This is a genomic window from Parafrankia elaeagni, from assembly GCF_000374165.1.
Lineage (GTDB): Bacteria > Actinomycetota > Actinomycetes > Frankiales > Frankiaceae > Parafrankia > Parafrankia elaeagni.
The window spans coordinates 54,049-78,837 of sequence record NZ_KB893714.1; the positions used below are offsets into that span (position 1 = coordinate 54,049).

Sequence of the window (24,789 nt, forward strand, 5' to 3'; positions counted from 1 at the left end):
AATGTATTCCCATTCGGCCGCGAGGCCGTGGTCCGCGAAGACGCTCCCAAAATACTACGAGCCTCTTGACGGCTTGCGGTAGCCATTCTGGCGCTGTAAGCTCCTATAGACCTATATCCGGAGATTGCGTTTCCGGATACGAGGATCACGCAAGATTTGGAGGATCGGCCCGTGGTCGACAATCGGCAAGAGATGCGTAACTACGTAGTCTTTTCTGCGGCACCCGGAATGGAACCGACCGAGGCTGCCCGCGTAAAAACCGGGCAGCCCGCTTCGCTTCCGGAGCGGTGGGTCCGGATAGTGTGCACCGTTTCGGCGCTGGCGTACCTCGCGATGATGTCCGCATGTGGCGACGACTCCAGCCCGGATTCTGCCCGTGCTGTTGAGAGCAGCACTCAGTCATCAAGCACCCCATCCTCAGCCGCGCAACAAGCAAGCACGGCCTCCGGCGATATTCGAATCGAGACAGCTCCGGTTGAGATGCAGGGGGCGCGAACCAATCTCATTGGGGGCGTACTTAGCCAAGACGACCAGTTGAAGTGCCTCTATCTCGCCGCAGACGACGGTGAGCGCATGCACCTCATCTTCCCTGCCGGCGCGCAGGTCAATAGCGATCCACTTCGAGTGGTTGACGCGACTGGGAAGACCATTGGCATCGTAGGTCAGCGGGTCTCATTCGGCGGCTCTGTCTCCGACCCGGAGGCAAGAGATGGCGGCGTCGATTCATGTGGCGCGACCAAGGCGATCTACGTCTGGTACCTGCCCACGAGCTGAGGTGAGGATTCGGCCCCCGTGCTGGGTCGCGAGCGGGCGTGGGGCATTGTGTCGGGCACCAGAGTCCCGACGTCGAGGATTTACGGCTCTTCACTGTCGAGTGGATTCCGTGTTTGATCGCCAACTTCCTGTGACGACTTGCGGTGACGGCTTTTACCGTAGTCACCGGTCGGATGCTAGAAAGGGCACATCCGCCGCCCGGAAAGATCGGCAATGCCTCCCGATATGCTCCCGGACCTCAGCGTCAACCGCCCGTCACGTGATCTAAGCCGTGGCGCGCGTGACAGCCCAAACTGAACAGCCAAGCTGCTGGACCCTGGCGGACGGCAGCAGACACCCGCGGACGGGGCGATCCTGGTCAACGGACAGGGCGGACGTCCACGGACATCAGTGGAAGATCCAGGTCTGACTACGGATTAGGTGCTTCGCGCCATGAGTTAATCCGACTTCCAGTCGATCAAGCGGTACCTTCCCGGTCGCACGTGAGCGAAGTCGTCGTAGGTGACTGCGTGATTTTTGCTCGCGTCGCGGCACATACGCGAGATGATGTGGGTCCTGATGGTCGATTCCTTGTAGCGGCTCCCGCGCCTTCGAAGCTCATTGACAGCGTCAATGAGTTCAAACTCGCCGTTCGCGTCGCAGATGGAAGGGACCGCATCGAGGATCTCCGAACGTGCTGTCATGGGCCGAGTATGGCTGGAGCACGCGGTCGGACGGTAGTGCATGTTTTCGGACCGACTGACGGTGGGAGTGTGAGCAGGGCGCCCCGCCAGCGCGCCGCCGGCCCCAGCGCGCCCAGCGCGGGAGAGCCACACGGACGGAGACGCCCCCCGGGGGGCTGGAACCGTTCCGTGCCTGTTCCGTGGGCACTGATTCTGCCTCGTTGACCATGGGACTCAGCGGGACCTCCGGCCGAGCAGCGCCGCCAGCGCCGCAGCAGGTCACCAGCCGAACGAGCAGCCTCGCCGGAGTCTGCCCGCCATGTGCCCGCCGGGTGCGAATCCAGGATCTCACAGCCCGCTCCGGTGCTGTCCGTGACGTCACCCGTGGGCCCTGGATCGGCCGGCGGGCGGTAGCCCGTCAGTGCGTCCGCGGTCCGATCGTCGCCGAACCGTCCTGTTTGTTCACACAGTTCGCGTACACGCCGCGACAGGACGTCGACGCTGTGCCTGCCCGACGGGCGACCTTTGTCGCCGGAACGCTGGCATTTCAGCCACAGCAGCAGCGACAGCGACACGGCGACGTGCCGCAGGCCCGTACTGCCGCCGCGCGAACGGGATGTCGCCTGAGTCGGTGTTGCGCCGTCGGCTGTACGGGCGCTGGCCGAAGGGCAGTCTCGTGAAGCCGGCACTTTCGTAGGTGGCTCGCGCGGATGCATGGCCCGAATCGCCTCCGGTAACGACCACGGCAACGCCGCACCCAGATCTTCGGATGTGATCAACGGCTTACGTCATCAAGGAATTTCCGATGCTCTTCCGTTGATGATGCGGGTCGACGCCGACTATCTCAATCTCACCGCTACTCGACTCCAGATCAACGATGACGGCGACGAAACCGACGGGGTGTCCGTCGACGTCCACGACCCAGACTCTGGCCTTATCCCCCAGACAGACCCCGCGCACGAACTCGGCATGAGACATGTGCCAGTCCGGATACACCCGGAGAAAGACGGCACGCCCGAACACCTGCTCGACCGACGCGAACACCGGGTCCCATGCATCCACCGAGAACGCAACCACCTCGTCCACGTCTGCGGTGGTCAGCGGCCGTATCACCAGATCCACAGACGTATCACCAGATCCACAGACTCAGTGTGCCCGGCGTGGTGGTTCAGCCAATCGATTTTCCCTGTCCTGTAGCGTCACGCGAGCCCTGGAGCGTCACGCGAGCCGAGCCCTCGATGTTTGGCGGCGATTGGATTGCCACTGCGCGGTGGAGGGCACGCCGAGATGGTGATGAGAAGCGACGTCCCGCACACCACGAACCGGTTGGGCGCCGCGGGGGCCGACGGCGACCGGACTGTCCCGGAGATCGACGACGCGACCGCGGTTGCCGCCGGCAAGCTGAGCGAGGCACTGGAGTGGGTGGAACGGGCCCGCGGTGCGCTGTACTCGTTCCATCATCTTTCCGGGCGTGCTGACATCATTCTGGGCGAGGCGCTCGAGGCACTGCGTGAGGCCGGCCACGAGCGTGTTGCCGCCGAGGTCCGGAAGGAGCTGCACGGGCGCAATGTCCTGGACGGCAGGTGGACCTTCCAGATCGTCGAGGAATACGACGCGCTGTACTACCGGCCCTTCGTGACGGCGGAGGAGCGGGTGCGCGGTCAGCTCGTCGGCGGGCACCGGCATGTTCATGAGGCGCGGATGAAGGCGGACGAGCGCACCGGGGCCGGCCGTGACTGCTGGGGTTCCGGCGCCTGACCCCCGGTGGGCCCCGGGCCGCCGGAGGACCACAGGCCGTCCACGTCGTCGCCGGCGGGGCGTTCGAGTGCGAGCGCGGCGGCCGTCATCATCGGCTCGATGCCTCGCAGGATGTCGATGTAGGCCGCGCGGGCGGCGAGCGCGATGCCGGCGACCGTCTCCGGTCTCGGGCCGGTCCCGGGGCGCGTACTCCCGGACCTCGTGGCCCCGATCTCCGCGTCGTTGCCACCCGCGTCGTTGCCACCCGCGTCGATGCCACCCGCGTCGATGCCACCCGCGTCGATGCTTCGCAGCAGGGCCAGACCCGCCGGGCCGCCCCCGCCCGGGGTCAGGTCGGGGGCCGGTGGTCGGCCGGCGACGCCGAGGGCGTCCGCGAAACGGCGGTACCAGAAGCACAGGCCTTCGACGTCCTGGGAGAGGGCGGCTCGGGCTGCCGGGAAGGCAGCGCCGAACTCGGTGCTCCTGTCGATCTCCGGCAGGTCTGCGGGCCAGGGGACGTCCCCCTGTCTCAGCAGCTGGGCCGTGCGGCGGATGCGCTGGGCGCCGGCGACGATCATCATCAGGGCATCGATGTCGAAGCGCTCCGGCGGGTCCTCGACGAGAAAGTGCCGCACGGCGTCGTCGAGGAGACGCCCGGCGCGGACGGCGCCGCGGGCGGCGCGGGCCGCCTCGTCCGGCGTCCGGCCGGGTTGCTGCTGCTCGTGGGGCAGGGTGGAGGCGGCGAGGACGAGGGAATGTACGGCGCTCAGGTAGGCGGCCCGGGCCCGGGCCCGCAGGACGGCGACCGCACCGCGCGGCCACAGCAGCGCACCGGCCGCGATGCTGACGGCGAACCCGATGATCACATCCTCGATCCGGACGATCCCGATCCGCCATCCCGCCGGCTCCACGATGTTGAACAGCAGGATCACCGTGGCCGTGAAGCCGGCCTGCCCGAGCGCGAAGGCACCCAGCCGGCGTGCGTAGCTCCCGAGAAAAACAGCAAGCGGGAGCAGTGCCCACAGGCCGGCGGTCGTGTCGCCGGCGACGATGACGACGAGGCCGCCCGCCGCGATGCCGATCACGGTGCCCGCCAGCGCCCGCAGGGCGGCCGAGGCGGTCGCCATCGCGTTGGTGCGCAGCACGGACAGGGTCCCCAGGACCACCCAGAACGCTTGGTCGACACCGACCAGCTGGGCGATGACCACCGCGAGCGCGATCCCCAGGGCTTTTCGCACACTGTTGCGGAACCACACCGAACGGGTGCTGGCATAGCCGACGGCGAGATCTGTCGCCACGCTTCCCCGCTCCCGGACCCAGCTCCGCAGCCGGGTCAGCTCCGTCGCGGGCAGGCTGCCGGGCATCCGGCCCGGACGACGGCTGGGGGCGGTGGCCTTCAGGACGTTCAGGGCCAGGTCACGGGTGCCCCGAGCCAGCCGGCGAAGGCGGAACGCCTCCGCGGCTGCGAGCGCCGGAGGGCTGTGCCCAGGCACCTCGGCCGCGGCGGATGCCCCCAGTTCGCCGGGCTGGTCGGTGCCGGGGGCCCGCCTCGGCGATGCGGGGGCGTCCTGGCTCCTGAGGTATCGCAGGAGTGCTGCGCGCATGGCCCGTTCGGACCGTTCCAGCCGGGCCATCCCGAGGCGGTCGTCGGCCTGGTGGGCGTCACCGGGCCGGGGCCCGCCCTGGGAGCTGCGCCGGAGTCCGTGGTGGTGGTATCGCGAGGGCTCGATCCTGGTCGCGACCGCGTGCAGCGTCGCCGCGACCGCCTCGTGGATCTCGGCGGCCTCGGCGGGAAAGCAGGCCCGAGCGGTCCGGTCCCGCTCGGGCCAGGGCAACGCGAACGGGAGCAGCCAGTTGAGGTCGATGAAGATGTAGCCGAGTGCCGCGGCCCGTCCACCCAGCCCGGTCGGGCGGTGGGCCGTCGCGGCGAACTCCCGCCGCAGCCGCAGCAGTTCCGCCCAGACCCGCGCTGTCTCGTCAGCGTCGGTGTTCATGTCGGTGTCAGTGTCGGTGTGCTCCTGGCCGGCAGCAGGCTCCCGGCCGGCGGTACGTTCCCGGCCGGCGGCAGGCGGCCAGGTCACCCCGGCGGCGAGGGCCCGGGAGGCGGCGGCGATGTTGGCACGCAGCCGGTCGGGTGGGCGGCGTGGCCACAGCACCAGCACGGCGACGATCGACCCTGCGGCGCCGAGCCCCCACCCGGCCAGGCGTTCGGGGATCGCCGCGAGCGGGCCGGGGGTCATCACTGACAGCACGAACGCGAGCAGAGCGGAGCGGCCCGCAACCGCCACGTAGGGGTTGAGAACACCGGCGAACATGACGACGAAGGCGACAACCGCCGAGGCGACGGCCGCCAGCGCCAGCGTCCGCGAGCAGAGCGTGCCCAGCACGATCAGCAGCGCACCGCTCGCCGTGAGCGTCAGATAGGCGCGCAGCCGTTCCCGCCCGGTGCCTTCGAAGTCGACGAACTCGAGCAGCGCGATGACACCGAACCAGGCGAAGAGGCACATCCGCACATTGCCGACGAGTGCGAACGCACCCACCAGGACGACGGGCGCCACGATCGCGACCCGGGCCGCCGAGGTGAGGCAGAAGCGCCCGGGGTCACGGGTGCCGAGCCACCGCAGCCACCGCAGCCACCGTCGCTGTCGCCGTCGCTGTCGCCGTCGCATCGAGGTAGGCGCTACCCGGCTGGGAGCTCACGATGCGCGCGCCCCGCCGGTTCGCCCGCCCCGGCCGGATGGTCCGGCCCCCACCGGGGCGAGCGTTCGGGCGTGTGGACAGGCCTGGGTAGCAGCCGCTACTCAGGCGTCCCGGCGCTTCGCGGCGACGAGACCGGCTGCCAGCAGAACCAGGCAGACCACCGCGAAGTAGATCAACGACCCCCAGGGGCCGAAGGGCAGCCCCTCGATGACCGGCGGGCCGTCGCTGGCCTCCGGCTGGCCCGCGACGACGAAGTTGTTCCCGACGATGAAGGGCAGCCAGTCCTGGATGTGCTCCCCGATCCGGGGGATGACGGGCAGCAGGCTCTCGGCGAGGAACAGGTACACCAGCATGACCACGACTGCGCCGGCCGTGTGCCTGATCAGGAGAGCCAGGCCGATCGCGAAGACCGCGGCGAGCAGGTAGATCAGCCCGACGCCGAAGACGTTGCGGTACTCCTGGCTGGTGTCCAGCGCGAGCGGAGCATCAGGCTGGATGACCTTCGCGAGGCCCCAGGACGCGATCGCTGTGATCTCGCCGACGATGCCGGCGAGCCCGGCGACGACCACGGTCTTCGCCAGCAGTGCGGGGGTGCGGCCGGGGACGGCGAGGAACGTCGACCGGATCGTCCCGAACCGGTACTCGGTGGTGACGGCCAGCGCCGCCATCACCATCATCACGACCAGCCCGAAGTTGTAGGCGAACTGGGTGGTCGCCGGCGTGAGGCTGTCCAGGTCGTCCGAGGCGGTCGCCGCACTGAAGATGGCCGTGAGGCCGACGGTCAGCGCCACCGCGATGATCATGCACCACCACGGCGAACGGGTGGAGAAGAGCTTGATCCGCTCGACAGTCAGCAGCGTCATGGCTTACCCGCCCTCCGGGCCTCGGCCTCGGCCTCGGGCTGCGAGGCAGGCGGGGCGGGCGCCCCGGCCGGGCCCCCGGAAACCCCAGGGATGACTGGACCCGGCGGCACCGGGCCGGCGCCGGAACCGGGCGAGGGCACGGTGCCCGGCGGTGGGAAGGCCGCCGATGGCACACCCGGACCACCCGGACCACCCGGACCACCCGGCCCGCCCGGCCCACCTGGCGCAGGACCGGCCGAGGTGTGGCCGCCGGCCTGGTACTCGACGTCCCCACCGGTCATCTGGATGAAGGCCTGTTCCAGGGAGCCGCGGGACTCGGTGAGCTCGTGCAGCACCAGGCCGACCGTGCCCGCCAACTCGCCGACCTGCTCGGTGGAGGTGCCCCGGACGATCAGCGCAGCCGGGGAGTCCTCGGTGGCCGGAGCCTCCTGAACTGCCAGGCCCTGCCCGGTCAGCACGCCGTAGAGACGAGCCAGCTCAGGCCCGCGCACTCGCACCGAGGAGTCGGAGGCCGACTCGATGAAGCTCTTGGTGCTGGTCTGGGCAATGAGTCGACCGCGGCCGATGACGATCAGTTCCTGCGCCGTCAGCGCCATCTCGGAAAGCAGGTGGCTGGAAACGAACACCGTGCGGCCCTCGTGTGCCAGCCGGTGCATGAACTGGCGGATCCAGAGAATGCCCTCCGGGTCGAGGCCGTTCACGGGCTCGTCAAAGAGAAGGACTCCGGGGTCGCCCAGCAGCGCGACCGCGATGCCCAGGCGCTGGGCCATACCGAGCGAATAGCCCCCGGCCCGGCGTCCGGCGACGCCGGTGAGGCCGACGATCTCCAGTACCTCGTCGACCCGCTTCGCCGGAATGCGGTTGGACGCCGCCATCCAGCGCAGGTGCGACCGCGCCGAGCGGTTCGGGTGCACCCATTTCGCCTCCAGCAGCGCGCCCACCTCGCGCAGCGGCTCCTTGAGATCCGCGTAGCGGCGGCCACCGATGCGGACGTCGCCGGCCGAGGGGTGGTCGAGCCCGAGAATCATCCGCATTGTCGTCGACTTCCCGGCGCCGTTGGGGCCGAGAAAACCGGTCACCTTGCCGGGCTGAACACTGAATGTCAGGGCGTTGACCGCTGTGGTCCGCCCGTAGCGCTTCGTCAGCCCGCGTGCCTCGATCATCACGCTCCTCTCATGATCCGAGTCGGGCTCCGGCGGCCCCGTCTGCCCACCGCCGCTGGCCAGATGGTTGCATCGCCAGCCGACACTTCCGGAGCATGGGGGTCACCGAAAGACATGTGGCCTGTCGGGAGCCCGACAGGCCACATGTTTCCGGTCGCCGCCTGAACAAATCCCGTCCAGTACACACGGGACGGAACTCGTTGGCCATCGGGCTGTCCCCCGAGGCCAGGGTACGGTCAACCGGAATACCGCTCGGATGCGCCGAGGCGCCCACAGGCGTGATCTGACCGGCGGCCGGGTACGCGACCCGGCCCCGCAGGCGGCTGAGCTCGGTTCGGAGAGCTGAGCTCGGTTCGGAGAGGAGCGGGGCCCGGCGCAGGCGCCGAGCCGCACCGTCTCAGCCAGCTGCCCCGGAAGGCGCCCCCACCACAGCGGCCGGCCTCAGGTCGAGGCCCACGGCCAGCGTGCGCCACTGCTCGCGCGGCAGGTCCCTGCCCCCGGTGAGGAGCTGCACGGCCACGTGGTTGGCACCGGCGGCGCGATGCTCGTCGAGCCGTGCTCGGACGGTGTCCATGTCGCCCCACGCGACCAGCGCGTCAACCAGGCGATCGCTGCCGCCCGCCGCGAGGTCCGCGTCGGTGAAGCCGAGCCGGCGCAGGTTGTTCGTGTAGTGCGGCAGGTCGAGGTACGGCGAGAGAGCGGCTCGGGCGATCCCACGGGCACGGTCGGAGTCCGCCTCGAGGACGACCTTCTGCTCGGGGGCGAGGAAGGCGCCCGGCCCGAGGATCTCCCGTGCCCGCCCGGTGTGCTCCGGGGTGACGAGGTAGGGGTGCGCCCCGGCGGAACGCCGTGCGGCCAGCCCGAGCATGCGCGGCCCGAGGGCGGCCAGCACCCGGGCGGACTGCGGGATGCCGACCGCGTCGAGCGCATCCAGGTAGGAGACGACGGCGTTGAGCGGATTGCGGTAGCGCCGACCGGTCATGGCCTCGACCGTGCGCGCGTGCCCCGCGCCGATGCCGAGCAGCAGGCGCCCGGGGTGCGCCTTCTCCAGCATGCCGTAGGTGTCTGCCAACAGGTCGACCGGCTCGGTCCAGATGTTGAGGATCCCGGTGCCGACGCACAGGTTCTCGGTGGCTTCCAGCACGGCCGCGGGCAGTTCGAGGTCTGCCGTGGCGCCGCCCAGCCAGACCATGCCGTAGCCCAGCTCCGCGAGCTCCTGAGCGGTGTCGCGGCGCTCAGCCGTGCCGTGTGGCCACTGCCCGGCGGAGATCCAGAGCCCGGTCCTGGCGACATTCATGGTCACTCGTGATCCCTTCTCGCTGGTCACATCGTCGTCATCGACGCCGCGATCCGATCGGGTCGTCCTTACCCGATGCCGCGCTCCTCCTCACGTCTCGGTGTGGTCCTGCTGGATGTGCCATCGGCGTCGAGCGATGGACATCGGGGACATCTGTTCCGTTGATGTGACGAGTCGGCCGGCACCCGGATCGCCGCCGCCGGAGTTCCGGGAAGACCGGAACGGGTGCCTCCGGAGAAACTGACGGGGTTTTCGCCCGGGAGCCGGTGTAGCGCCACAGCAGCGGCTCGGGTGAGATGGGCCCTGTGACGACCATAGCCAGCAGAGGGGACAATCGTCACCGTCAGCACGGACCGAGTGACCCCCCCGCGACGGTCGACCGGCCGGTACCGGGCGACAGGAACCCAGGTAGCGGCGCCGGCGCGGCCCGCCCGGGTGCCCTTCCGCACGTGCCCCGACGACCGGCCCGAAGGGGCCGGTCGGGCATCTCACCGATCACCGCGAGGCTCCCGGGCAGCCCGCGCCTGTAACGGAGCCCGGCGCGCGCCAGAGCGTGCAGGGTCGCCACCGGGCCCCTGGGACGCCCCCGCGCCTGTCGACTGTCAACAGGGCGTCCACAGGCAGCCCGTGGGCGACACGTGGTCCGATCGTCGGGCGCACGTCTTTCCACCAGGCATTTCGCGGCACGACGAGCCTGCGGTCACCCACGGAACCGGTATGGGCTTCCACAGCTCTCCACACACTTTCCACAAGTTATCCACAGGCTGTGGTGAACTCGGACGGCGAGGCCGGCAAATACGCCGTTACGGGACGTCCGCGCGCCGCCGGAGTGGCGCGGGCGGCGCGCGGAAGGGGTACTCGGCCCCCCCGCGGAGGCGGGGGGGCCGAGTCCTCAGGCGGGGATCTGCTGGTCGGGAACGGCGACAGTCTGCGACGCGGCGGCCTCCGGGCGGAGGTCGTCGAGGTCCAGCGGCTGCGCGGGCGGCCCGGCCACGACCACCCGGGAGGTCACCGTGAGGTCCGAGCCCACATGAAGCAGTTCGCCACTGGCCATGAGACGCCAGCGCGGATCCTCGTCCATGCGCTCGCTCTCCACCACCACCGCCGGCCGGGTCGTCAGGTCGAGCGACCGGACCCGGATCTCGCTGAACGGGCTGGCGTGGTCGAGGTGGCGCTGGTTGCGCCCGCCCGGTGCCCGCTGGAGCACGTGTAGCCCGTTCGTGTCCGGGTATCGCAATGCCCACAGGTCGTGTCGGGTCGCCAGCACCATGTTGATCGAGTAGAGCGGAAGGTGTTCGGCGATCCAGTTCGCGGCGGCGGCAATGCCCTCGCCGACGTCGCCGTCCCGAGCTGCGATCTCCCTGGTGATCAGGGCGAAGTACCGCTCCGAGTCGGTGTCGCCCGCCACGTCGGCGCGGGCCTGGCCGAGTTCGGCGTCCAGTTTGTCCAGACCCTCGATCACGCCGTTGTGCGCGAAGATCCGCCCGTCCTGCAGGAACGGGTGGGTGTTGCGGTCGTCCACCCGCCCCGTCGAGGCGTGCCGGACGTGCGCGACGAACGTCGAGGAGACCACCTGCTGGCCCTCACGCGCGAACGCGGTGTCGGCGCGGGAGTGAATCGCCTGCCGAGCCACCCGCGGAGTGCCGTCCGCCTCGAAAGCGCCGAAGCCGGCGCCGTCCGGCGGACGACGGGTCTGCGCCCGCGGGTTGTCCGGCGCGTCGAGCAGCCAGAAGGTCGCCTCGATCCGCTCGGGGCCGCTGCTCATGGCGAACAGATGGCACATACAAGACCTCCCCGCGCCCCGGTGCGTACCGCGAGCGCTGATCAACCGGCCACATGGCCACAGCCACCAGAATCCGCTGGCGCGCAGGAACCTGCGGGCCGGGGTGCCCGTCAGCCCGGAACCCGGCACGCTGTCCGGAACCTGCCCAGGATCGCGCCTGTCACGCCGGGACCCAGCGCCCTGCCGACCACCAGCGGGCCACCCCGTGCCCGCACCCCGGCCCTCGGGTCGCGCCCGACCCGCATCCGAGCGGACCCGCGCCAAGTCCACGGGCGGGTCGGCCATCCCGCCACAGGGCCCTCAGCCAGCCAGTATCCGCCTGTTCCACCCGCACTCCCGGACACGGGCGGGACACGGGCGGGACACGGGCCGGCCGTGGGCCGGACCTGCCGGGTCTGTGCCCTGGCGGCGGAGAACCTTTGCGGACAGAATCCGTCCGCCAGCCCAGGCACACTGATGGGCATGCTGGAGACCTCCGCCCGGCTGCTCCGGTTGCTCTCGCTGCTGCAGACCCGGCGCGACTGGTCGGGCCCCGACCTCGCCGAGCGTCTCGGCGTCACCCCCCGCACCGTCCGGCGAGACGTCGAGAAGCTGCGCGGCCTGGGCTATCCGGTGCATGCCGCCTCCGGTGTCGCCGGCGGGTACCGCCTCGGGGCAGGTGCCCGGCTCCCTCCCCTGCTCCTCGACGACGACGAGGCGGTCGCCGTGGCGGTGAGCCTGCGCACGGCCACAGCCGGCTCGGTCGAAGGCATCGCGGAGTCGTCCGTCCGTGCTCTGAGCAAGTTGGAGCAGGTGCTGCCGACCAGGCTGCGGCACCGGGTACAGGCCCTGCAGTCCGTCACCGTGCCTCTGCACGGCCCCAACCCCTCCGCGGTCGACCCGGAGGTGCTGATGGCCGTCGCCACCGCCTGCCGCGAGCACCAGGTTCTGCGGTTCGACTACCGCGACCACGAAGGCGCACGGACGTCCCGCCGCACGGAGCCGCACACCCTTGTCCACACCGGCTGGCGCTGGTATCTCGTCGCCTGGGATCTCGCCCGCGACGACTGGCGCAACTTCCGGCTCGACCGGATCTCACCGAAGACCCCGACAGGCCCGGCGTTCCCGCCGCGGGAGCCACCGACGGAAGACATCAGGGCCTACGCCTCGTGGTCGGTGTCGACCGCGGGCTACCGCTTCCAGGCACAGGTACGCTTCCACGCGGCCGCCGAGGTGATCGCCCGCTCCACCACGCCCTCCGCCATGACCGTCGAACCGGTGGACGATGAGACCTGCCTGGTCCGGACCGGCTCCAACTCCTTGGACTCGCTGGCCCTCTACCTGTCCCTGCTCGGAGTCGACTTCGAGGTGCTCGAGCCGCCGGAGCTGGTCGAACACGTCCGGGTGCTGGCCGCCCGGCTGGGCCGGGCCAGCCGGCCGCGAGACCTTCCCGACCAGCCAATATGATGGAAAACGGACATCGGCGATCCGTGCGCCGGCCATCCCGTACAGCCATGATCGGTTCCCACCGTGACGGTCGTGACGATCGTGGCGGCGCGCAGGCGGCGCCCGGAGGGCACGATGAGCAGCACGCTACCCACGACGACCGGCCCGGACCGGCGACCACCGCTCCCTGACCCGCTGCCGTCCGGCTGGTCCGCAGGGTCCGCAGGGTCCGCAGGGTCCGCAGGGTCCGTGCCGGGCCACGGCACCTCCGCGGCCGGAGCCGTCACCACCACGCCCTGGGACGCGATCTTCACTCCGCTCGCCACCACCGACCCGTACGAGATCAGCGGCTACCCGCTCCAGGCGCGCATCGGTGAGGGCGGTATGGGCGCCGTCTACCTCTCGCGCACTCCCGGTGGACGTCCGCTGGCGGTCAAGGTAGTGCGCCCGGAGTTCGCCACCGACCCCGACTTCCGCGCGCGTTTCGCCAAGGAGGTCGCGATCGCGCAGCGAGTGCAGGGCCCGTACACGGTGCCGGTCATCGACGCGGACGCCGCCGCCGCCCGCCCGTGGATCGCGACCGCCTACGTCCCCGCCCCGTCCCTCGCGATCGCCGTGGCCCGCACCGGCGCGCTGCCGGCGCCGAGCGTCCTGCTGCTCATCGCCGGTATCGCCGAGGCACTCGAGTCCATCCACCGGGCCGGCGTCGTCCACCGCGATCTGAAGCCCGGGAACGTCATCCTCGCCCCGGACGGCCCACGCGTCATCGACTTCGGGGTCGCCCGCGCCATCGACGCCGCCACCGCCGCGATGACCCAGACCGGGGCCCGGCTGGGCACCCCGGCGTTCATGGCGCCGGAGCAGGTCCAGGGCCTGCAGCTGGACCAGCCGGGCGACGTGTTCGCGCTCGGCGCCACCGCCTACTTCGCCCTCACCGGACGTCCCCCGTTCGGAGTGGACGCGGCGGTGTTCCACCGCATCGAGCACCAGCAGCCCGACTGGGACGGCTGCCCGGACGATCTGCGCGACATCCTGGCGCGGTGCATGGCGAAGGACCCCGCCGCGCGCCCGACCCCCGCCGAGCTGATCACACTCTGCGGCTCCACCAGCCCCGTCGGACGTCTCACCGCCGGCACCGGCCAGCAGCCCGACAGCGGCTGGCTGCCACCCACCGTCGCCGCGGAGATCACTCGCTACCGGCTCGCACCGGTACCGGCCTCCCATCCCCCGAACGGGGGACCGCCGGAGCCACCGACCTATGTTCCCGGCGCGGCGTCCACGGGCCCGGCCGGGCCGACGGGTACCCCGCCGGCGCGGCCCCCGCGCGGCGGCCCACCCGGCGCACCCCCCGAGCCGTCCCGCGGGCATGGCGGCACCCGCCGGCCGGCGTTCCTCGGCGCCGTGGGCGCGGTCGCCTTCATCGTGCTGTGCGCACTCGCGGCGATCCTGCTCACCCGCTCCGGCGCCCCATCCCCGTCAGCTCCCATGGAAGCCTCAGCTGGCGCACCCGGCCCGGCCCCGGCGACGGCGTTGCCAGGGCCCGTGGACCCGAAGGGCGGCGGAACCGGCGCCGGCGCGGCCGCACCCGGACCCGCGTTCCCCGGCACCGCCCCGGGTCAGGCCGGCCTGCCCCTGCCAGGCCAGGGGTCCGCCAACGCGCCAGGCGGTGGAGCCGGCACGGCGCAGACCCAGCCCGGCGCAGCACCGCCTGCCATCCCCGCCCCAGCCTCGCGGACGCCCTCCCCCGCCCCGCGTACCAGCGCCGCGGCGCCGAACCCGGCCGTGACGCCAAGCGCCGCGGCGACCAGCTGCCCGGCCAGCCCGAGCCACACCTACAACGGCGACGGCTACGGCGTCCTCGTCGAGAACTCCGCGCTGCGCACCGGGCCGTACGCCGCCTGCGGCACCGTCTCAAAACTCGCCAAGGGGCTGAAGGTCTGGCTGCACTGCAGTGTGGTCAACAAGCACGACAACGTGTGGTGGTGGGCCCGGTTGGACGGCACGTCCACCGCCGGCTGGATCTACAGTGGCGATCTGAAACTGAGCTACGTCGACGACAGCGGCGACGGCCGCATCCGCACCTACAGCTGCAACGGCAGGTACGTCGACCGCTGACCCGGACCCGTGGCATGAGACGGCGCATCCCGGGCAGGTGAGCGGACGAGATCGCCAGCCGGTAAGGAGCAGCGCCCATGGTCCAGCCGCCCGCGTTCCACGACGCGATCAGCGCCGTCAGCTACCCGATGGCCATCGTGACGACCGCCGTGGGCAGCGAGCGCAGCGGCTGTCTCGTCGGCTTCCACACCCAGTGCAGCATCAATCCGCCGCGCTATCTGGTGTGCATCTCGCACAGCAACCACACCTTCGGCCTGGCCCGGCGGGCCACCCACCTGGCCCTGCACCTGCTGGACGCCTCCGACCGGGCCCTCGCGGAACTGTTCGGCGAGAGAACCGGCGACGACTTCGACAAGTTCGCCCACTGCTCCTGGTCACCGGGACCGTTCGGAATGCCGATCCTCGCGGCCCCACCCGCCTGGTTCGCCGGCCCCGTCGTGACGATGACGGACGTCGGCGACCATTCCGCGTTCGTCCTGTTTCCAGCCAGCAGCGAGTACCACGGAAACCTGCGCCAGCTCGGCTTCCAGGAAATACGCGACATGGTTCCGGGTCATCCGGCCTGAAACCGCCCGCGATTTGATGCGAACCGGGCACCTGGCCAAGACCCCTGAAGATCTTGATTCTGGGGTAGGGACCCCCAGGACAGGAGACCCACCCCACGCTCGAACCATGCCCGCCGCTCGGGGGCCGGGGGACGCCCTCCGAAAAAATAACGGCCCATCAGGAAGCCCCCCACCCAGGGGGCGACCACGATGAGCCGGCTCGAGCGGGCGACGGGAATCGAACCCGCGTTGCAAGCTTGGGAAGCTCGTGTTCTGCCTCTGAACTACGCCCGCGTGGTGCAACCGCATCCTACTGGACGTCGACGTCGGGGGGCTGCCCGGCACCCCAGAATTTTCGTCAGGACTGGCCGTGGTCGCCCGCCCTGGTCACCTGCCCGGGTGTGGATCGGCGGCCCGCTGGGTGGCGGCGTGGGTGGCTTCGGCTCGGGCGGGTTCGGCTCGGGTGGGTTCAGCTCGGGCGGATTCGTCGTGGCTGGTCTTCGCGTTCGCGTGCGACAGGTGGGGCAGCTCGGGACGGCCGACCGCTACGCCGTCCGCCTGATGCAGGAAGCGCAGGGGCTCGCGGCCGGCGGGCTGACGGGGCCGTTCCCGCCCAGGAAGTGGGGGAATATCCAGTTTGCACGGCTCGTCGGGTCCGATCCGGACCTGTTCGCCATGGTGCAGGATGGAGATCGCATCGCCTGCGACCACGGTGTAGGTGGCGGAGGAGTCCAGAACCTCGACGTGCAGCCGGCGGGAGCGAACCCGCAGCCGGAACGCGAGACGGGTGAGGCCCTCGGGGAGCCGGGGGGTGAAGGAGAGCAGCCGGCCGTTGTCCCGCAGCCCGCCGAAGCCTTCGACGAGTGCGATCCAGCTGCCGGCGAGAGAGGCGACGTGGAGGCCGTCGCCCGTGTTGTGCTCGATGTCCTTCAGGTCCATGAAGGCGGCTTCCCGCAGGTAGTCATGCGCGAGTGCCATGTGCCCGCATTCGGCGGCCATCACGGCCTGACAGCAGGCCGACAGCGAGGAGTCCCGGACAGTGAGCCCTTCGTAGTAGGCGAAGTTGCGGGCCTTCTGCTCGGCGGTGAAGGCGTCGCCGCGGCGCTGCATCGCGAGTACCAGGTCGGCCTGCTTGACGACCTGCTTGCGGTACAGGTCGAAATAGGGGTAGTGCAGCAGCAGGGGGTACTGCTCCGGTCTGGTGTTCTCGAAGTCCCACACCTGGTGCTCGGTGAAGCCCTCTGACTGCGGATGGACGCCGAGGCGTTCGTCGTAGGGGATGAACATGTCCTCGGCGGCGTCCCGCCAGTTGGCGGCGATCTCCGCGTCCACGCCGAAGGCCCGCGCGCGGTCGGGGTGGCGTCGCACCGCGTCAGCCGCCCCGATGAGGTTCCGCTGGGCCATCAGGTTCGTGTAGACGTTGTTGTCGGCGAGCGCGGAGTACTCGTCGGGCCCGGTGACCCCGTCGATGCGGAAGCGCCCGGAGAGGTCGTGGTGGCCGATGGAGCGCCACAGCCGTGCCGTCTCGATCAGGATCTCCAGCCCGAACTCCAGCTCGAACTGCTCGTCCTCGGTGGCCCACAGATATCTGATGACGGCGTCGGCGATATCCGCGTTGACGTGGTAAGCGGCGGTTCCCGCCGGCCAGTAGCCGGAGCATTCCTCGCCGTGGATGGTCCGCCAGGGGAAGGCGGCGCCGTCCAGGTTGAGCAGCTGGGCGCGTTCGCGGGCGAGCGGAAGAATGGAGTGCCGCCAGCGCAGCGCGTCGGCGGCGGCCGCCGGGGCGGTGTAGGTGAGGACCGGCAGGACGTAGCTCTCGGTGTCCCAGAAGGCGTGGCCGTCGTAGCCCGGGCCGGTGAGCCCCTTCGCCGGGATGGCCCGGCGTTCGGCCCGCGCGCCGGCCTGCAGAACGTGGAAGAGCGCGAACCGGGCGGCCTGCTGCACCTCGGCATCGCCGTCGACCTCGACATCCGCGCCGCGCCAGAACTCCGCCAGATAGTCCCGCTGCTCGGCGACGAGCCCCTGCCAGCCGGTCTGGCGGGCGGCGACCAGTGCGGCGACTGCCTGGTCGCGCAGCGCGGGCAGCGAACGCTGCTCGGACCACCCGTAGGCGAGGAACTTGACCATGCGCAGTTTCTCGCCGGGTGCCAGGACGGCGGTGGCGGTGACACGGCCGGCGTCGGGCTCGCTTTCCGAACTGATGCCCAGGGAGCGGGGGCCGTCGAAGATGTGGTCCATCGCGGCGGCGATCCGGATGTCGCTGTGCCGCGTGTGGTGGACCAGTTCGACCATGGCATCGCGGGCTCGGTGCCGTTCGGAGATGAGTGGCGATTCGAGCACGGCGGCGGCGCGCGGATCACCCCGGCGGGCGGGCAGCTGCTCGTTGGCGACGAGCTCGGACTGGACCACGACCCGGGCGGAGGCGTCGACCGGTTCGATCTCGTAAAGGATCGCCGCGGCGGAGCGCTGGGAGAAGGACACCAGCCGCTGGCTGTGAATTCTGATCCGCTGCCCGGCCGGAGAGACCCAGTCGACCTCCCGGCGCAGCACCCCGGCCCGGAAGTCGACGGTTCTGGTGTGGGCGAGCAGGTCCCCGTAGCGGACGTCGAACGGCTCGTCGTCCACCAGCAGCCGAATGATTTTTCCGTTCGTCACGTTGATCACGGTCTGCCCGGACTCGGGATAGCCGTAGCCCGCTTCCGCGTACGGAAGCGGGCGCAGTTCGTGGACGGAGTTGAGGTAGGTGCCGGGAAGACCGTGTGGGTCGCCCTCGTCCAGATTCCCGCGCAGGCCCACGTGCCCGTTGGACAGCGCGAACAGCGATTCGGAGCGGGAGAGGTCGTCGATGTCGAGCCCGTGTTCGGTCAGCGACCAGGCCTCGATGGGGTAGACCGGCCTGCCGATCACACAGCCCTCCCGGCCGTCACCGCACCGGATGACCCCGACGAACTGGAGAGCCCGTCGAGCAGTTCCGCGAGATCCGTGACCACGATGTCGGCCCCGCTGTGCCGCAGGGCCTCGGCGTGGCCGATCCGATCGACGCCGACCACACAGCCGAAGCCGCCGGCCCGGCCTGCCTGCACGCCCGCCACAGCATCCTCGAAGACCGCGGCGGCGGAGGCCGGGACGTCCAGCGCCGCCGCCCCGGCCAGGAAGGTGTCGGGGGCGGGCTTGCCCGCGAGACCCTGTTCCAGGGCGGTCTGGCCGTCGACGCGGACCGGCAGGAAATGCTCGATCCCGGCGGCCCGCAGCACCTGGGCGCAGTTCGCGCTGGACGACACCACCGCCCGCGGAACTCCGGCGCGGTCCAGTTCCTCCAGGTACCGCACCGATCCGGCGAACACCTCGACGCCGTCTTCGTCGATCTTCCTCTGGAGCAGGATGTTCTTCCTGGTCGCGAGCGCGTTGACGGTCATCGCGGACGGTGGGTCGCCCGGCGCGCCGACCGGGATGTGGATCCCGCGCGAGTCCAGGAACGTGCGGACGCCGTCGACCCGCGGCCGGCCGTCGACCTGCTCGGGGTAGTCGGTGTCGATGTCGAACGGGACGAACGGGTCGCCTGAGCGGCTGGCCCAGTTCTCCAGGAAGTCGTCGAACATCTCCTTCCAGGCGGCGGCGTGCACGGCCGCGGTGCGCGTCAGGACACCGTCGAGATCGAACAGACATGCCCTGATGTGATCCGGTAGCCCCAGCATCAGTCCCCATCCTGGATCGTCCTGCGCCGCCGAGGCGGTCACGCCACCGAGGCGGTCACGCCACCGCCGGGAACGGCGCTCCGTGGTGGCGACCTCGCGCGGATTTCGAGCCTCTCCTACCCAAAGGACCGGCGCTCGCACACGCAGGAGTCCGATGGCGGCCCGGCTACCGCACGTTTCGCCTGGGTGGTCAGGCTCTCCTGGGTGGTCAGGCTCTGCGGTAGCGTCCGGGGCGTGCTGTTGTCAGACCGGGATATCCGTGCCGAGATCACGACGGGCCGCGTCCGGCTGGATCCCTATGACGAGCGCCTGATCCAGCCGTCCAGTGTGGACCTGCGGCTGGACCGCGCGTTCCGGGTCTTCCAGAACCACCGCTACAGCCACATCGACCCCGCCATCGAGCAGGAGGACCTCACCGAGCTCGTGGCACCCGAGGGGGACGAGCCGTTCGTCCTGCACCCCGGCGAGTTCGTGCTCGGGTCGACGTTGGAGGTCATCACCCTGCCCGACGACCTCGCCGGGCGCCTTGAGGGGAAGTCGAGCCTGGGCCGGCTCGGCCTCCTGACCCACTCGACGGCGGGCTTCATCGACCCGGGCTTCTCCGGGCACGTCACGCTGGAGCTGTCCAACGTGGCAACGCTGCCGATCAAGCTCTGGCCCGGAATGAAGATCGGCCAGCTGTGCCTGTTCCGGCTGTCGACGCCGGCCGAGCATCCCTACGGCTCGGCGATCTACGGTTCTCGCTACCAGGGCCAGCGCGGGCCCACACCGTCCCGGGCCTACCGCGACTTCACCCGGACGGCGGTTCCCGAGCTCTCCGACACGGCCCGCGCCACCTGACCCACCCAGCGCGCCACCTGACCCACCCAGGCGGGCGCGGGGCCGGGCCCCGGCCGGTGTGCTCCCCACGGCGACGGGGCACGGCCAGCTGGCCGTGCCCCGTCATCCGTTCCGTCCAGTTCGGAGTTCAGACCCTCCGGTCCCGGGTCACACTCCGTCCGCCGGGGACCCGGCGATCGCCGGCGTCCCCTCCGCCGCGGGCGGCGCGACCAGCGACCGGGCGAGCAGCTGCGAGACGTCGAGAACCTCGACGCTCTCCTTGGCCTCGCCCGCGAGCTTCTTCTCGGTGACGGCGTCGGAGAGCATGACGATGCAGAACGGGCAGGCCGTCGAGACCACATCGGGGTCGAGGCCGAGGGCCTCCTCCATGCGGTCGACGTTGACCCGCTTGCCGATCTTCTCCTCCATCCACATCCGCGCGCCGCCGGCGCCGCAGCAGAAGCCGCGGTCCTTGCAACGGTGCATCTCCTGCCCGCGGATGCCCGGGATGGCCTCGAGGATCTCCCGCGGCGGGGTGTAGACCTTGTTGTGCCGACCGAGGAAGCACGGGTCGTGGTAGGTCACCGAGGAGTCGATCGGAGTGATCGGGACGAGCTTGCGCTCCTCCACCAGCTTGCCGAGCAGCTGCGTGTGGTGGACGACCTCGTAGGTGCCGCCGAGTGCCGAGTACTCCCGCGCGAGGCTGTTGAAGCAGTGCGGGCAGGTCGCGACGATCTTCTTGACGCCGGTCTCGTTCAGCAGCTCGATGTTGGCCTTGGCCATCTCCTGGTAGAGGTACTCGTTGCCGAGACGGCGGGCCGGGTCACCGGTGCAGGACTCCTGGCTGCCGAGGACGGCGAACTCGACGCCGGCGATGTGCAGCAGCTCGGCGAACGAGCGGGCGACCTTCTTGGCCCGGTCCTCGATGGCGCCGGCGCAGCCGACCCAGTAGAGGTACTCGACCTCGTCCGGGATCTGCTCGCCCTCGTCGAGGATGCGGACCTCGAACGGCAGGCCCTCGGTCCACTCGGTACGCGACCGCGGCGAGACACCCCACGGGTTGCCGTTGTTCTCCAGGTTGCGCAGCATCACGCCGGCCTCGGACGGGAACGCCGACTCGATCATCACCTGGTAGCGGCGCATGTCGACGATGTGGTCGACATGCTCGATGTCCACCGGGCACTGCTCCACGCAGGCCCCGCAGTTGGTGCACGACCACAGGACGTCGGGGTCGATGACCCCGCCCTCCTCCTCCGTCCCGACGAGCGGCCGGTCGACCTGGGGCTGACCGGGCTCGGGCACCCGACCGAAGCCGGACTCGGGCACGTGGTGCACCGCGTGCTTGGAGGACGCGTCCTCCGAGACACCCGTGACCGCCTTCGACGCCTCCTCGCCCTCCTCGGCGCCCTTGGCTCCGAGGAGGTAGGGGGCCTTCGCGAAGAGGTGGTCCCGCAGGTCCATGATCAGAAGCTTGGGCGACAGCGGCTTGCCGGTGTTCCAGGCCGGGCACTGGCTCTGGCACCGCCCGCACTCGGTGCAGGTGGCGAAGTCGAGCATGGCCTTCCAGGAGAAGTCCTCGACCTTGCCGACACCGACGATGGGCTCTTCCTCCTCCATCAGCTTCTCGATGTCGGGGGTGGTGCCCAGCGGGCCCAGGGCGACCGGCTCGCGCTTGAGGATCACGTTGAGCGGGGCGAGGCCGATGTGCAGGTGCTTGGAGTAGACCACCAGCACCAGGAAGCCCATGATGATCGCGATGTTCACCAGCAGGAAGATCGTCTCGATGATCTCGTTGGTGTGCTCCGAGAAGACATCGAGCGGGATGCTGACCAGCCAGGAGGCGAAGGCCCACCTGGTGTCGCCCTGCGGGTGGGTACCGGCGTTGAACTGTGCACCACGCATGACCAGCAAGGTCACGATGACCAGCGTGATCATCCCGAGGATGACCCACGCCGGGCCGGTGTGGGAGCCGTAGAAGCGCGACTTGCGCTCCAGTCGGGCCGGCGCGTTGCGCAACCGGATGATCGTGAAGGTGACCAGGCCGGCGAGGACCGCCACGGCGAAGAAGTCCTCGAGGAACCCGATGATCGCCCAGTCCCCGAACAGCGGGATGTGGAAGTCATGGTCGAACAGGGCGCCGTAGGCCTCGACGATCGTGAGCCCGAGGATGGTGAATCCCCAGAAGGTGAAGAAATGAGCCAGGCCCGGCACCGACCACTTGAGCAGCTTGCGCTGGCCGCCGACCTCGGCGATCTCCGTCCAGATCCTGGTCGGCAGGTCGTCGAGACGCCCCTCGGCAGGCTGGCCGGATCTGATCAGTCTGGTCAGCCAGAAGACGCGGCGGCCGGCCACCGCGAGAGCGATCAGCGTGATCGCTCCACCGATCGCGATTCTCACAGGTCCTCCATCAGTCCGTGCTATCCCGTGCTGCGCTTCTCTCGTGCTGTCCGGCGGCGCGGCCAGCCTGCCCGTACTCGCGGGTAACTTACCGGCCCGGACAGACATACACCAACGGACACCGCCGTGGAGCGCTCCGCGACCAGCCCACCCTGCAGGGCTGTCGCTCACCCCGCACGGCTGGCGCCGGACGCACCCTGAAGAGCAAGCCTTGCCGCGACGGTGTTAGCGGCGACTAGCGGAGTGACCAGAGACACGTCCGGATCACCTGACGCACTCCACCACACCATGCGCGTCCCCGCCGCGACGCTTCCCGACCTGCCCCGGAACCGGTGACCGGGCCCGCTCGACGTCGCCACACGCGACCCCTTCGCCCGCCCGGCGCCCGTCTCGACGCCTCCGTCGCCTCCGACCCTGCCACGCCGTGGTCCGAGCGTCGCGAGATCGGGCACCAATTGGGCCGATCTTGCCCCGAGCACTACGGAGGCTGCTACTTTGAGTGGTAGACAACCATCGGAATCACAACTTTCCGCACCGCCTGCACCCGTCCAGCACCGTCTGCGCCCGTCCAGCACCGCCTGCGCCGTCCGTCCCTTCCGGCCCGTTCCTGCCCGACCCGTCCGGCCGCGCGACGAGCCTCCGTCGGGACCACTGCGCGACCACGCGGGGCGTCCGTGTCGAGCCGGTCGGTCGACCGACCCGGCCGCAGCGCCAACCCGACGATCCGAGCAGGAGGGCGTGGATGGCGGTCCGGTTGACGGCCTGGTGGTGCGCGCAGCAACGACGTGCCGGCGATCTGGGCCCGCCTGTCGTGGATCATCCCGAGTGTCGATGTCAACTCTTGTGATGATCCCGGGTGTCGCTCACCATGAGTGCGTGCCCAGTCCGGGCCGGCGCAGCCCTCGGCTGTGCCGGCCCGGGCACGCGGCGCGGCCGGCCGGCGACAGCGCCGCCACCGGAACGGCCGGTGCGTTCCCGGGGACAGGCCCCGACGACGTTGACGACCCTGCGATCCATGGTGGGCACGATGGCGACTAGCACCAGGCCTGCGACGAGCCGGGCCGGGCGGCCGGGCTTCTCTCAGCACACTGAGTATCTCCGGGCGCGCGAGCACCAGGCAATGGTGCGACGGGACCGCATCTCCCGGGAGGTTCCCCGCGCCGCCATCCGCGCCGCGGTCGTCGGCCTGGGCCTCGGTCTGGTCCTCGGCTTCGGGCTGGGGATGCCGGGCCTCGGGATCACCGTCTTCGTGGCCCTGCTCGTGATCTGGCCGGGCGGGGTGGCCGTTGGCGCTTTCGGGGCGTCGCCGGACGTCGAGACGCTGCGCGAGGCGGCCGAGGCCGAACGCAAGACGGCCCGGGCGATCGCCCGGCTGCGCCGGCACGGGTACTCGATCATGCACGATCGGGCCGTCCCCTACTCGCAGGTCACGATCGGGCACCTGCTGGTCGGGCCCGGCGGAGTCATGATCCTCGGCAGCGATACCAACAAGGGCGTCGTCCGCTACAGCAAGGGCGGCGCCGTCGTGGACGGCGAATCCCTCAAGCCCGTGATCGACAAGGCCGCCTGGCTCGGCGGCGAGGTCCGCAACCAGGTTCGTGCCGCCCTGCCCGCGCTGACGATCCCGACCTTCCCGATCCTCGTCATGGTCGAGGCCAGCGTCCTGTGGAAGGACGGCGCGGTCGACGGAGTGACCGTCATCAACGTCAAGGACGTGGTCAACTACGTCCGAAACCGGCCGGGCCGCCTCAACCCAGGCCAGGTCCAGCAGGTCATCTCCGCCGCACAGCGGCTCTTTCCGCCGTTCTCCTCGAACCGCCTCGCCGAGCACGTCGTGGTCGACCGGGACCAGTGGCTCACGCTCATGGACGCCCTGCGCGGCATCCGGGAGAGCGGCGGCGACGCGTCCGGCATGCTCGACCGGCTGGCGCAGATCGAAGCCGACCTGGCCCGGCAGGCCGACCTCATCGACCGTGCCGGCCTGCCGACCTCCCGCTCCGCCGACACCGCCGGAGCCGCACCCCCCGGGGCCGGCGTGGGTGTCGTCCACGACCTCGGCGACCTGGCCGACCCAGCCGCACCGGGGATCGGTGCGCCGGCTCAGGGAGTGCCCGGGAGCCGGCCGGCCGGCGGTCTTCGCGGCCGCATCCTGGCGTCGGTGCGCCCCGAGCAGCGGGGCGGGAACTCGATCGGGCCGGCCGGCGGCCGGCCCTACCCCGAGAAGCGCATGCTCGGCAGCGACCAGCAGGCCGCCCGCTCCGACGGCGACAGCGACGGCCCCATGGAGCCGGGTTCCGGTCGGTAGCTTTCACCGGGTCCCCCCGGGATCAGCCCGCCGCGCACCGGGCGCCGGGCGAGTACCCCGCAGGGCGGCGTCCTCTGGGCGCCGCCCTCGACGCATGTCTGGATTCCGCCCGGTGATCAGGACAACGGGAACGACAGAATCCTCGCGCTGTCAGACCCCTGCAACCTTGACCACCCTCCGAACACAATCCCATACGCAGAGTCGGTTTCCGACGTTGGCCACGCCCTATCTGCTCCATCATGCGACACCTACATCACGTAAGGTGACAGATGGGGCGACCGGCGAAGACAGCCGAGCGGACAGAGAACTATTGAGTGGACAAGACTCAGGTTCGACGGGCTATCCTGGATTCGTTCATCCTGAGCGGACCATACTCAAGTCAATTCCGGGCGCTCGACTCCGGGTGCCCGGTCCGGGCGCCAGGGGCGTGCGGCCGAGCACGGCCATCGGGCACAGGGAGTCGAGCGCACCTCGGGGCCTCGGCACCGGGCCCGGTCGACGGGCTCATA

The 24,789-nt window shown here is 70.4% G+C and carries 17 protein-coding genes and 1 tRNA gene; 7 read left to right on the plus strand and 11 right to left on the minus strand.

The genetic code is table 11. The annotated features are described in order from the left end of the window. The first annotated feature begins 171 nt into the window (after window positions 1–171). On the plus strand, window positions 172–774 hold the full coding sequence (locus tag B207_RS39640; protein WP_154675236.1) for a hypothetical protein: 603 nt from the start codon (window positions 172–174) through the stop codon (window positions 772–774). 437 nt (window positions 775–1,211) lie between these two features. Here the strand turns inward: B207_RS39640 and B207_RS43135 are convergent, their stop codons facing one another. Further along, entirely contained in the window at window positions 1,212–1,499 is a 288-nt protein-coding gene (locus B207_RS43135) for a DUF7669 domain-containing protein (RefSeq protein ID WP_456095349.1), read from the minus strand. Between the two features lie 720 nt (window positions 1,500–2,219). After that, window positions 2,220–2,558, minus strand: a complete 339-nt coding sequence (locus B207_RS41225; RefSeq protein WP_018636226.1) for a GNAT family N-acetyltransferase — start codon at window positions 2,556–2,558, stop codon at window positions 2,220–2,222. Between the two features lie 165 nt (window positions 2,559–2,723). On the opposite strand from B207_RS41225, the gene B207_RS0109170 reads away from it, so the two are divergent. Continuing rightward, window positions 2,724–3,194, plus strand: a complete 471-nt coding sequence (locus B207_RS0109170; protein ID WP_018636227.1) for a hypothetical protein — start codon at window positions 2,724–2,726, stop codon at window positions 3,192–3,194. Here B207_RS0109170 and B207_RS0109175 read toward each other — a convergent pair. The 5 genes from B207_RS0109175 to B207_RS0109195 form a co-directional block, all read right to left on the minus strand. Further along, complete coding sequence (locus tag B207_RS0109175) at window positions 3,125–5,731, minus strand: FUSC family protein (protein ID WP_230204931.1); 2,607 nt, start codon at window positions 5,729–5,731, stop codon at window positions 3,125–3,127. The genes B207_RS0109170 and B207_RS0109175 overlap by 70 nt on opposite strands. Before the next feature lie 243 nt (window positions 5,732–5,974). After that, the gene (locus B207_RS0109180) at window positions 5,975–6,736 is read right to left on the minus strand and encodes an ABC-2 transporter permease (RefSeq protein ID WP_018636229.1); all 762 of its coding nucleotides are present in this window, start codon (window positions 6,734–6,736) and stop codon (window positions 5,975–5,977) included. After that, a complete protein-coding gene (locus B207_RS0109185; RefSeq protein WP_018636230.1) occupies window positions 6,733–7,899 on the minus strand; it encodes an ABC transporter ATP-binding protein in 1,167 nt (388 codons plus the stop codon). Before B207_RS0109185 ends, B207_RS0109180 begins: the two co-directional genes overlap by 4 nt. A 397-nt stretch (window positions 7,900–8,296) precedes the next feature. Continuing rightward, entirely contained in the window at window positions 8,297–9,202 is a 906-nt protein-coding gene (locus B207_RS0109190) for an LLM class F420-dependent oxidoreductase (protein WP_035740363.1), read from the minus strand. 886 nt (window positions 9,203–10,088) lie between these two features. Beyond that, window positions 10,089–10,979: a class II glutamine amidotransferase gene (locus B207_RS0109195; RefSeq protein WP_018636232.1), complete on the minus strand. Its 891-nt coding sequence runs from the start codon at window positions 10,977–10,979 to the stop codon at window positions 10,089–10,091. Window positions 10,980–11,441: 462 nt separating this feature from the next. On the opposite strand from B207_RS0109195, the gene B207_RS0109200 reads away from it, so the two are divergent. The 3 genes from B207_RS0109200 (at window position 11,442) to B207_RS0109210 (ending at window position 15,085) form a co-directional block, all read left to right on the plus strand. Then, on the plus strand, window positions 11,442–12,425 hold the full coding sequence (locus tag B207_RS0109200) for a helix-turn-helix transcriptional regulator (RefSeq protein WP_026310863.1): 984 nt from the start codon (window positions 11,442–11,444) through the stop codon (window positions 12,423–12,425). Between the two features lie 114 nt (window positions 12,426–12,539). Then, window positions 12,540–14,519 carry a serine/threonine-protein kinase gene (locus B207_RS0109205; protein WP_154675243.1) on the plus strand — a complete coding sequence of 660 codons (1,980 nt, stop codon included), beginning with the start codon at window positions 12,540–12,542 and terminating at the stop codon, window positions 14,517–14,519. 77 nt (window positions 14,520–14,596) lie between these two features. Next, on the plus strand, window positions 14,597–15,085 hold the full coding sequence (locus B207_RS0109210; protein ID WP_018636235.1) for a flavin reductase family protein: 489 nt from the start codon (window positions 14,597–14,599) through the stop codon (window positions 15,083–15,085). A gap of 202 nt (window positions 15,086–15,287) precedes the next feature. Here the strand turns inward: B207_RS0109210 and B207_RS0109215 are convergent. From B207_RS0109215 to B207_RS0109225, 3 genes are all read right to left on the minus strand, one after another. Next, window positions 15,288–15,358: transfer RNA gene (locus tag B207_RS0109215), tRNA-Gly, on the minus strand. Between the two features lie 93 nt (window positions 15,359–15,451). Then, a complete protein-coding gene (locus B207_RS0109220) occupies window positions 15,452–17,971 on the minus strand; it encodes a glycoside hydrolase family 65 protein (RefSeq protein ID WP_018636236.1) in 2,520 nt (839 codons plus the stop codon). Then, a complete protein-coding gene (locus tag B207_RS0109225) occupies window positions 17,968–18,759 on the minus strand; it encodes an HAD family hydrolase (RefSeq protein WP_018636237.1) in 792 nt (263 codons plus the stop codon). Before B207_RS0109225 ends, B207_RS0109220 begins: the two co-directional genes overlap by 4 nt. A 234-nt stretch (window positions 18,760–18,993) precedes the next feature. Here B207_RS0109225 and dcd point away from each other — a divergent pair, with 234 nt between their 5' ends. Beyond that, on the plus strand, window positions 18,994–19,599 hold the full coding sequence (gene dcd / locus B207_RS0109230) for a dCTP deaminase (protein WP_018636238.1): 606 nt from the start codon (window positions 18,994–18,996) through the stop codon (window positions 19,597–19,599). Window positions 19,600–19,746: 147 nt separating this feature from the next. On the opposite strand, the gene B207_RS0109235 is transcribed toward dcd, so the two are convergent. Then, window positions 19,747–21,975, minus strand: a complete 2,229-nt coding sequence (locus B207_RS0109235; protein WP_018636239.1) for a (Fe-S)-binding protein — start codon at window positions 21,973–21,975, stop codon at window positions 19,747–19,749. Window positions 21,976–23,095: 1,120 nt separating this feature from the next. Here B207_RS0109235 and B207_RS33200 point away from each other — a divergent pair. Beyond that, window positions 23,096–24,280 (plus strand): nuclease-related domain-containing protein, encoded by a 1,185-nt coding sequence (locus tag B207_RS33200; RefSeq protein ID WP_018636240.1) that lies wholly within the window; start codon window positions 23,096–23,098, stop codon window positions 24,278–24,280. The last annotated feature ends 509 nt before the right edge of the window (window positions 24,281–24,789 follow it).

Coding starts and splice junctions, on each gene's coding strand:
- B207_RS0109180 (WP_018636229.1), bottom strand. CDS start 6,736: ATGACGCTGCTGACTGTCGAGCGGATCAAGCTCTTCTCCACCCGTTCG.
- B207_RS0109210 (WP_018636235.1), top strand. CDS start 14,597: ATGGTCCAGCCGCCCGCGTTCCACGACGCGATCAGCGCCGTCAGCTAC.
- B207_RS33200 (WP_018636240.1), top strand. CDS start 23,096: ATGGTGCGACGGGACCGCATCTCCCGGGAGGTTCCCCGCGCCGCCATC.
- B207_RS0109195 (WP_018636232.1), bottom strand. CDS start 10,979: ATGTGCCATCTGTTCGCCATGAGCAGCGGCCCCGAGCGGATCGAGGCG.
- B207_RS0109200 (WP_026310863.1), top strand. CDS start 11,442: ATGCTGGAGACCTCCGCCCGGCTGCTCCGGTTGCTCTCGCTGCTGCAG.
- B207_RS0109225 (WP_018636237.1), bottom strand. CDS start 18,759: ATGCTGGGGCTACCGGATCACATCAGGGCATGTCTGTTCGATCTCGAC.
- B207_RS0109185 (WP_018636230.1), bottom strand. CDS start 7,899: ATGATCGAGGCACGCGGGCTGACGAAGCGCTACGGGCGGACCACAGCG.
- B207_RS0109205 (WP_154675243.1), top strand. CDS start 12,540: ATGAGCAGCACGCTACCCACGACGACCGGCCCGGACCGGCGACCACCG.
- B207_RS0109170 (WP_018636227.1), top strand. CDS start 2,724: ATGGTGATGAGAAGCGACGTCCCGCACACCACGAACCGGTTGGGCGCC.
- B207_RS43135 (WP_456095349.1), bottom strand. CDS start 1,499: ATGCACTACCGTCCGACCGCGTGCTCCAGCCATACTCGGCCCATGACA.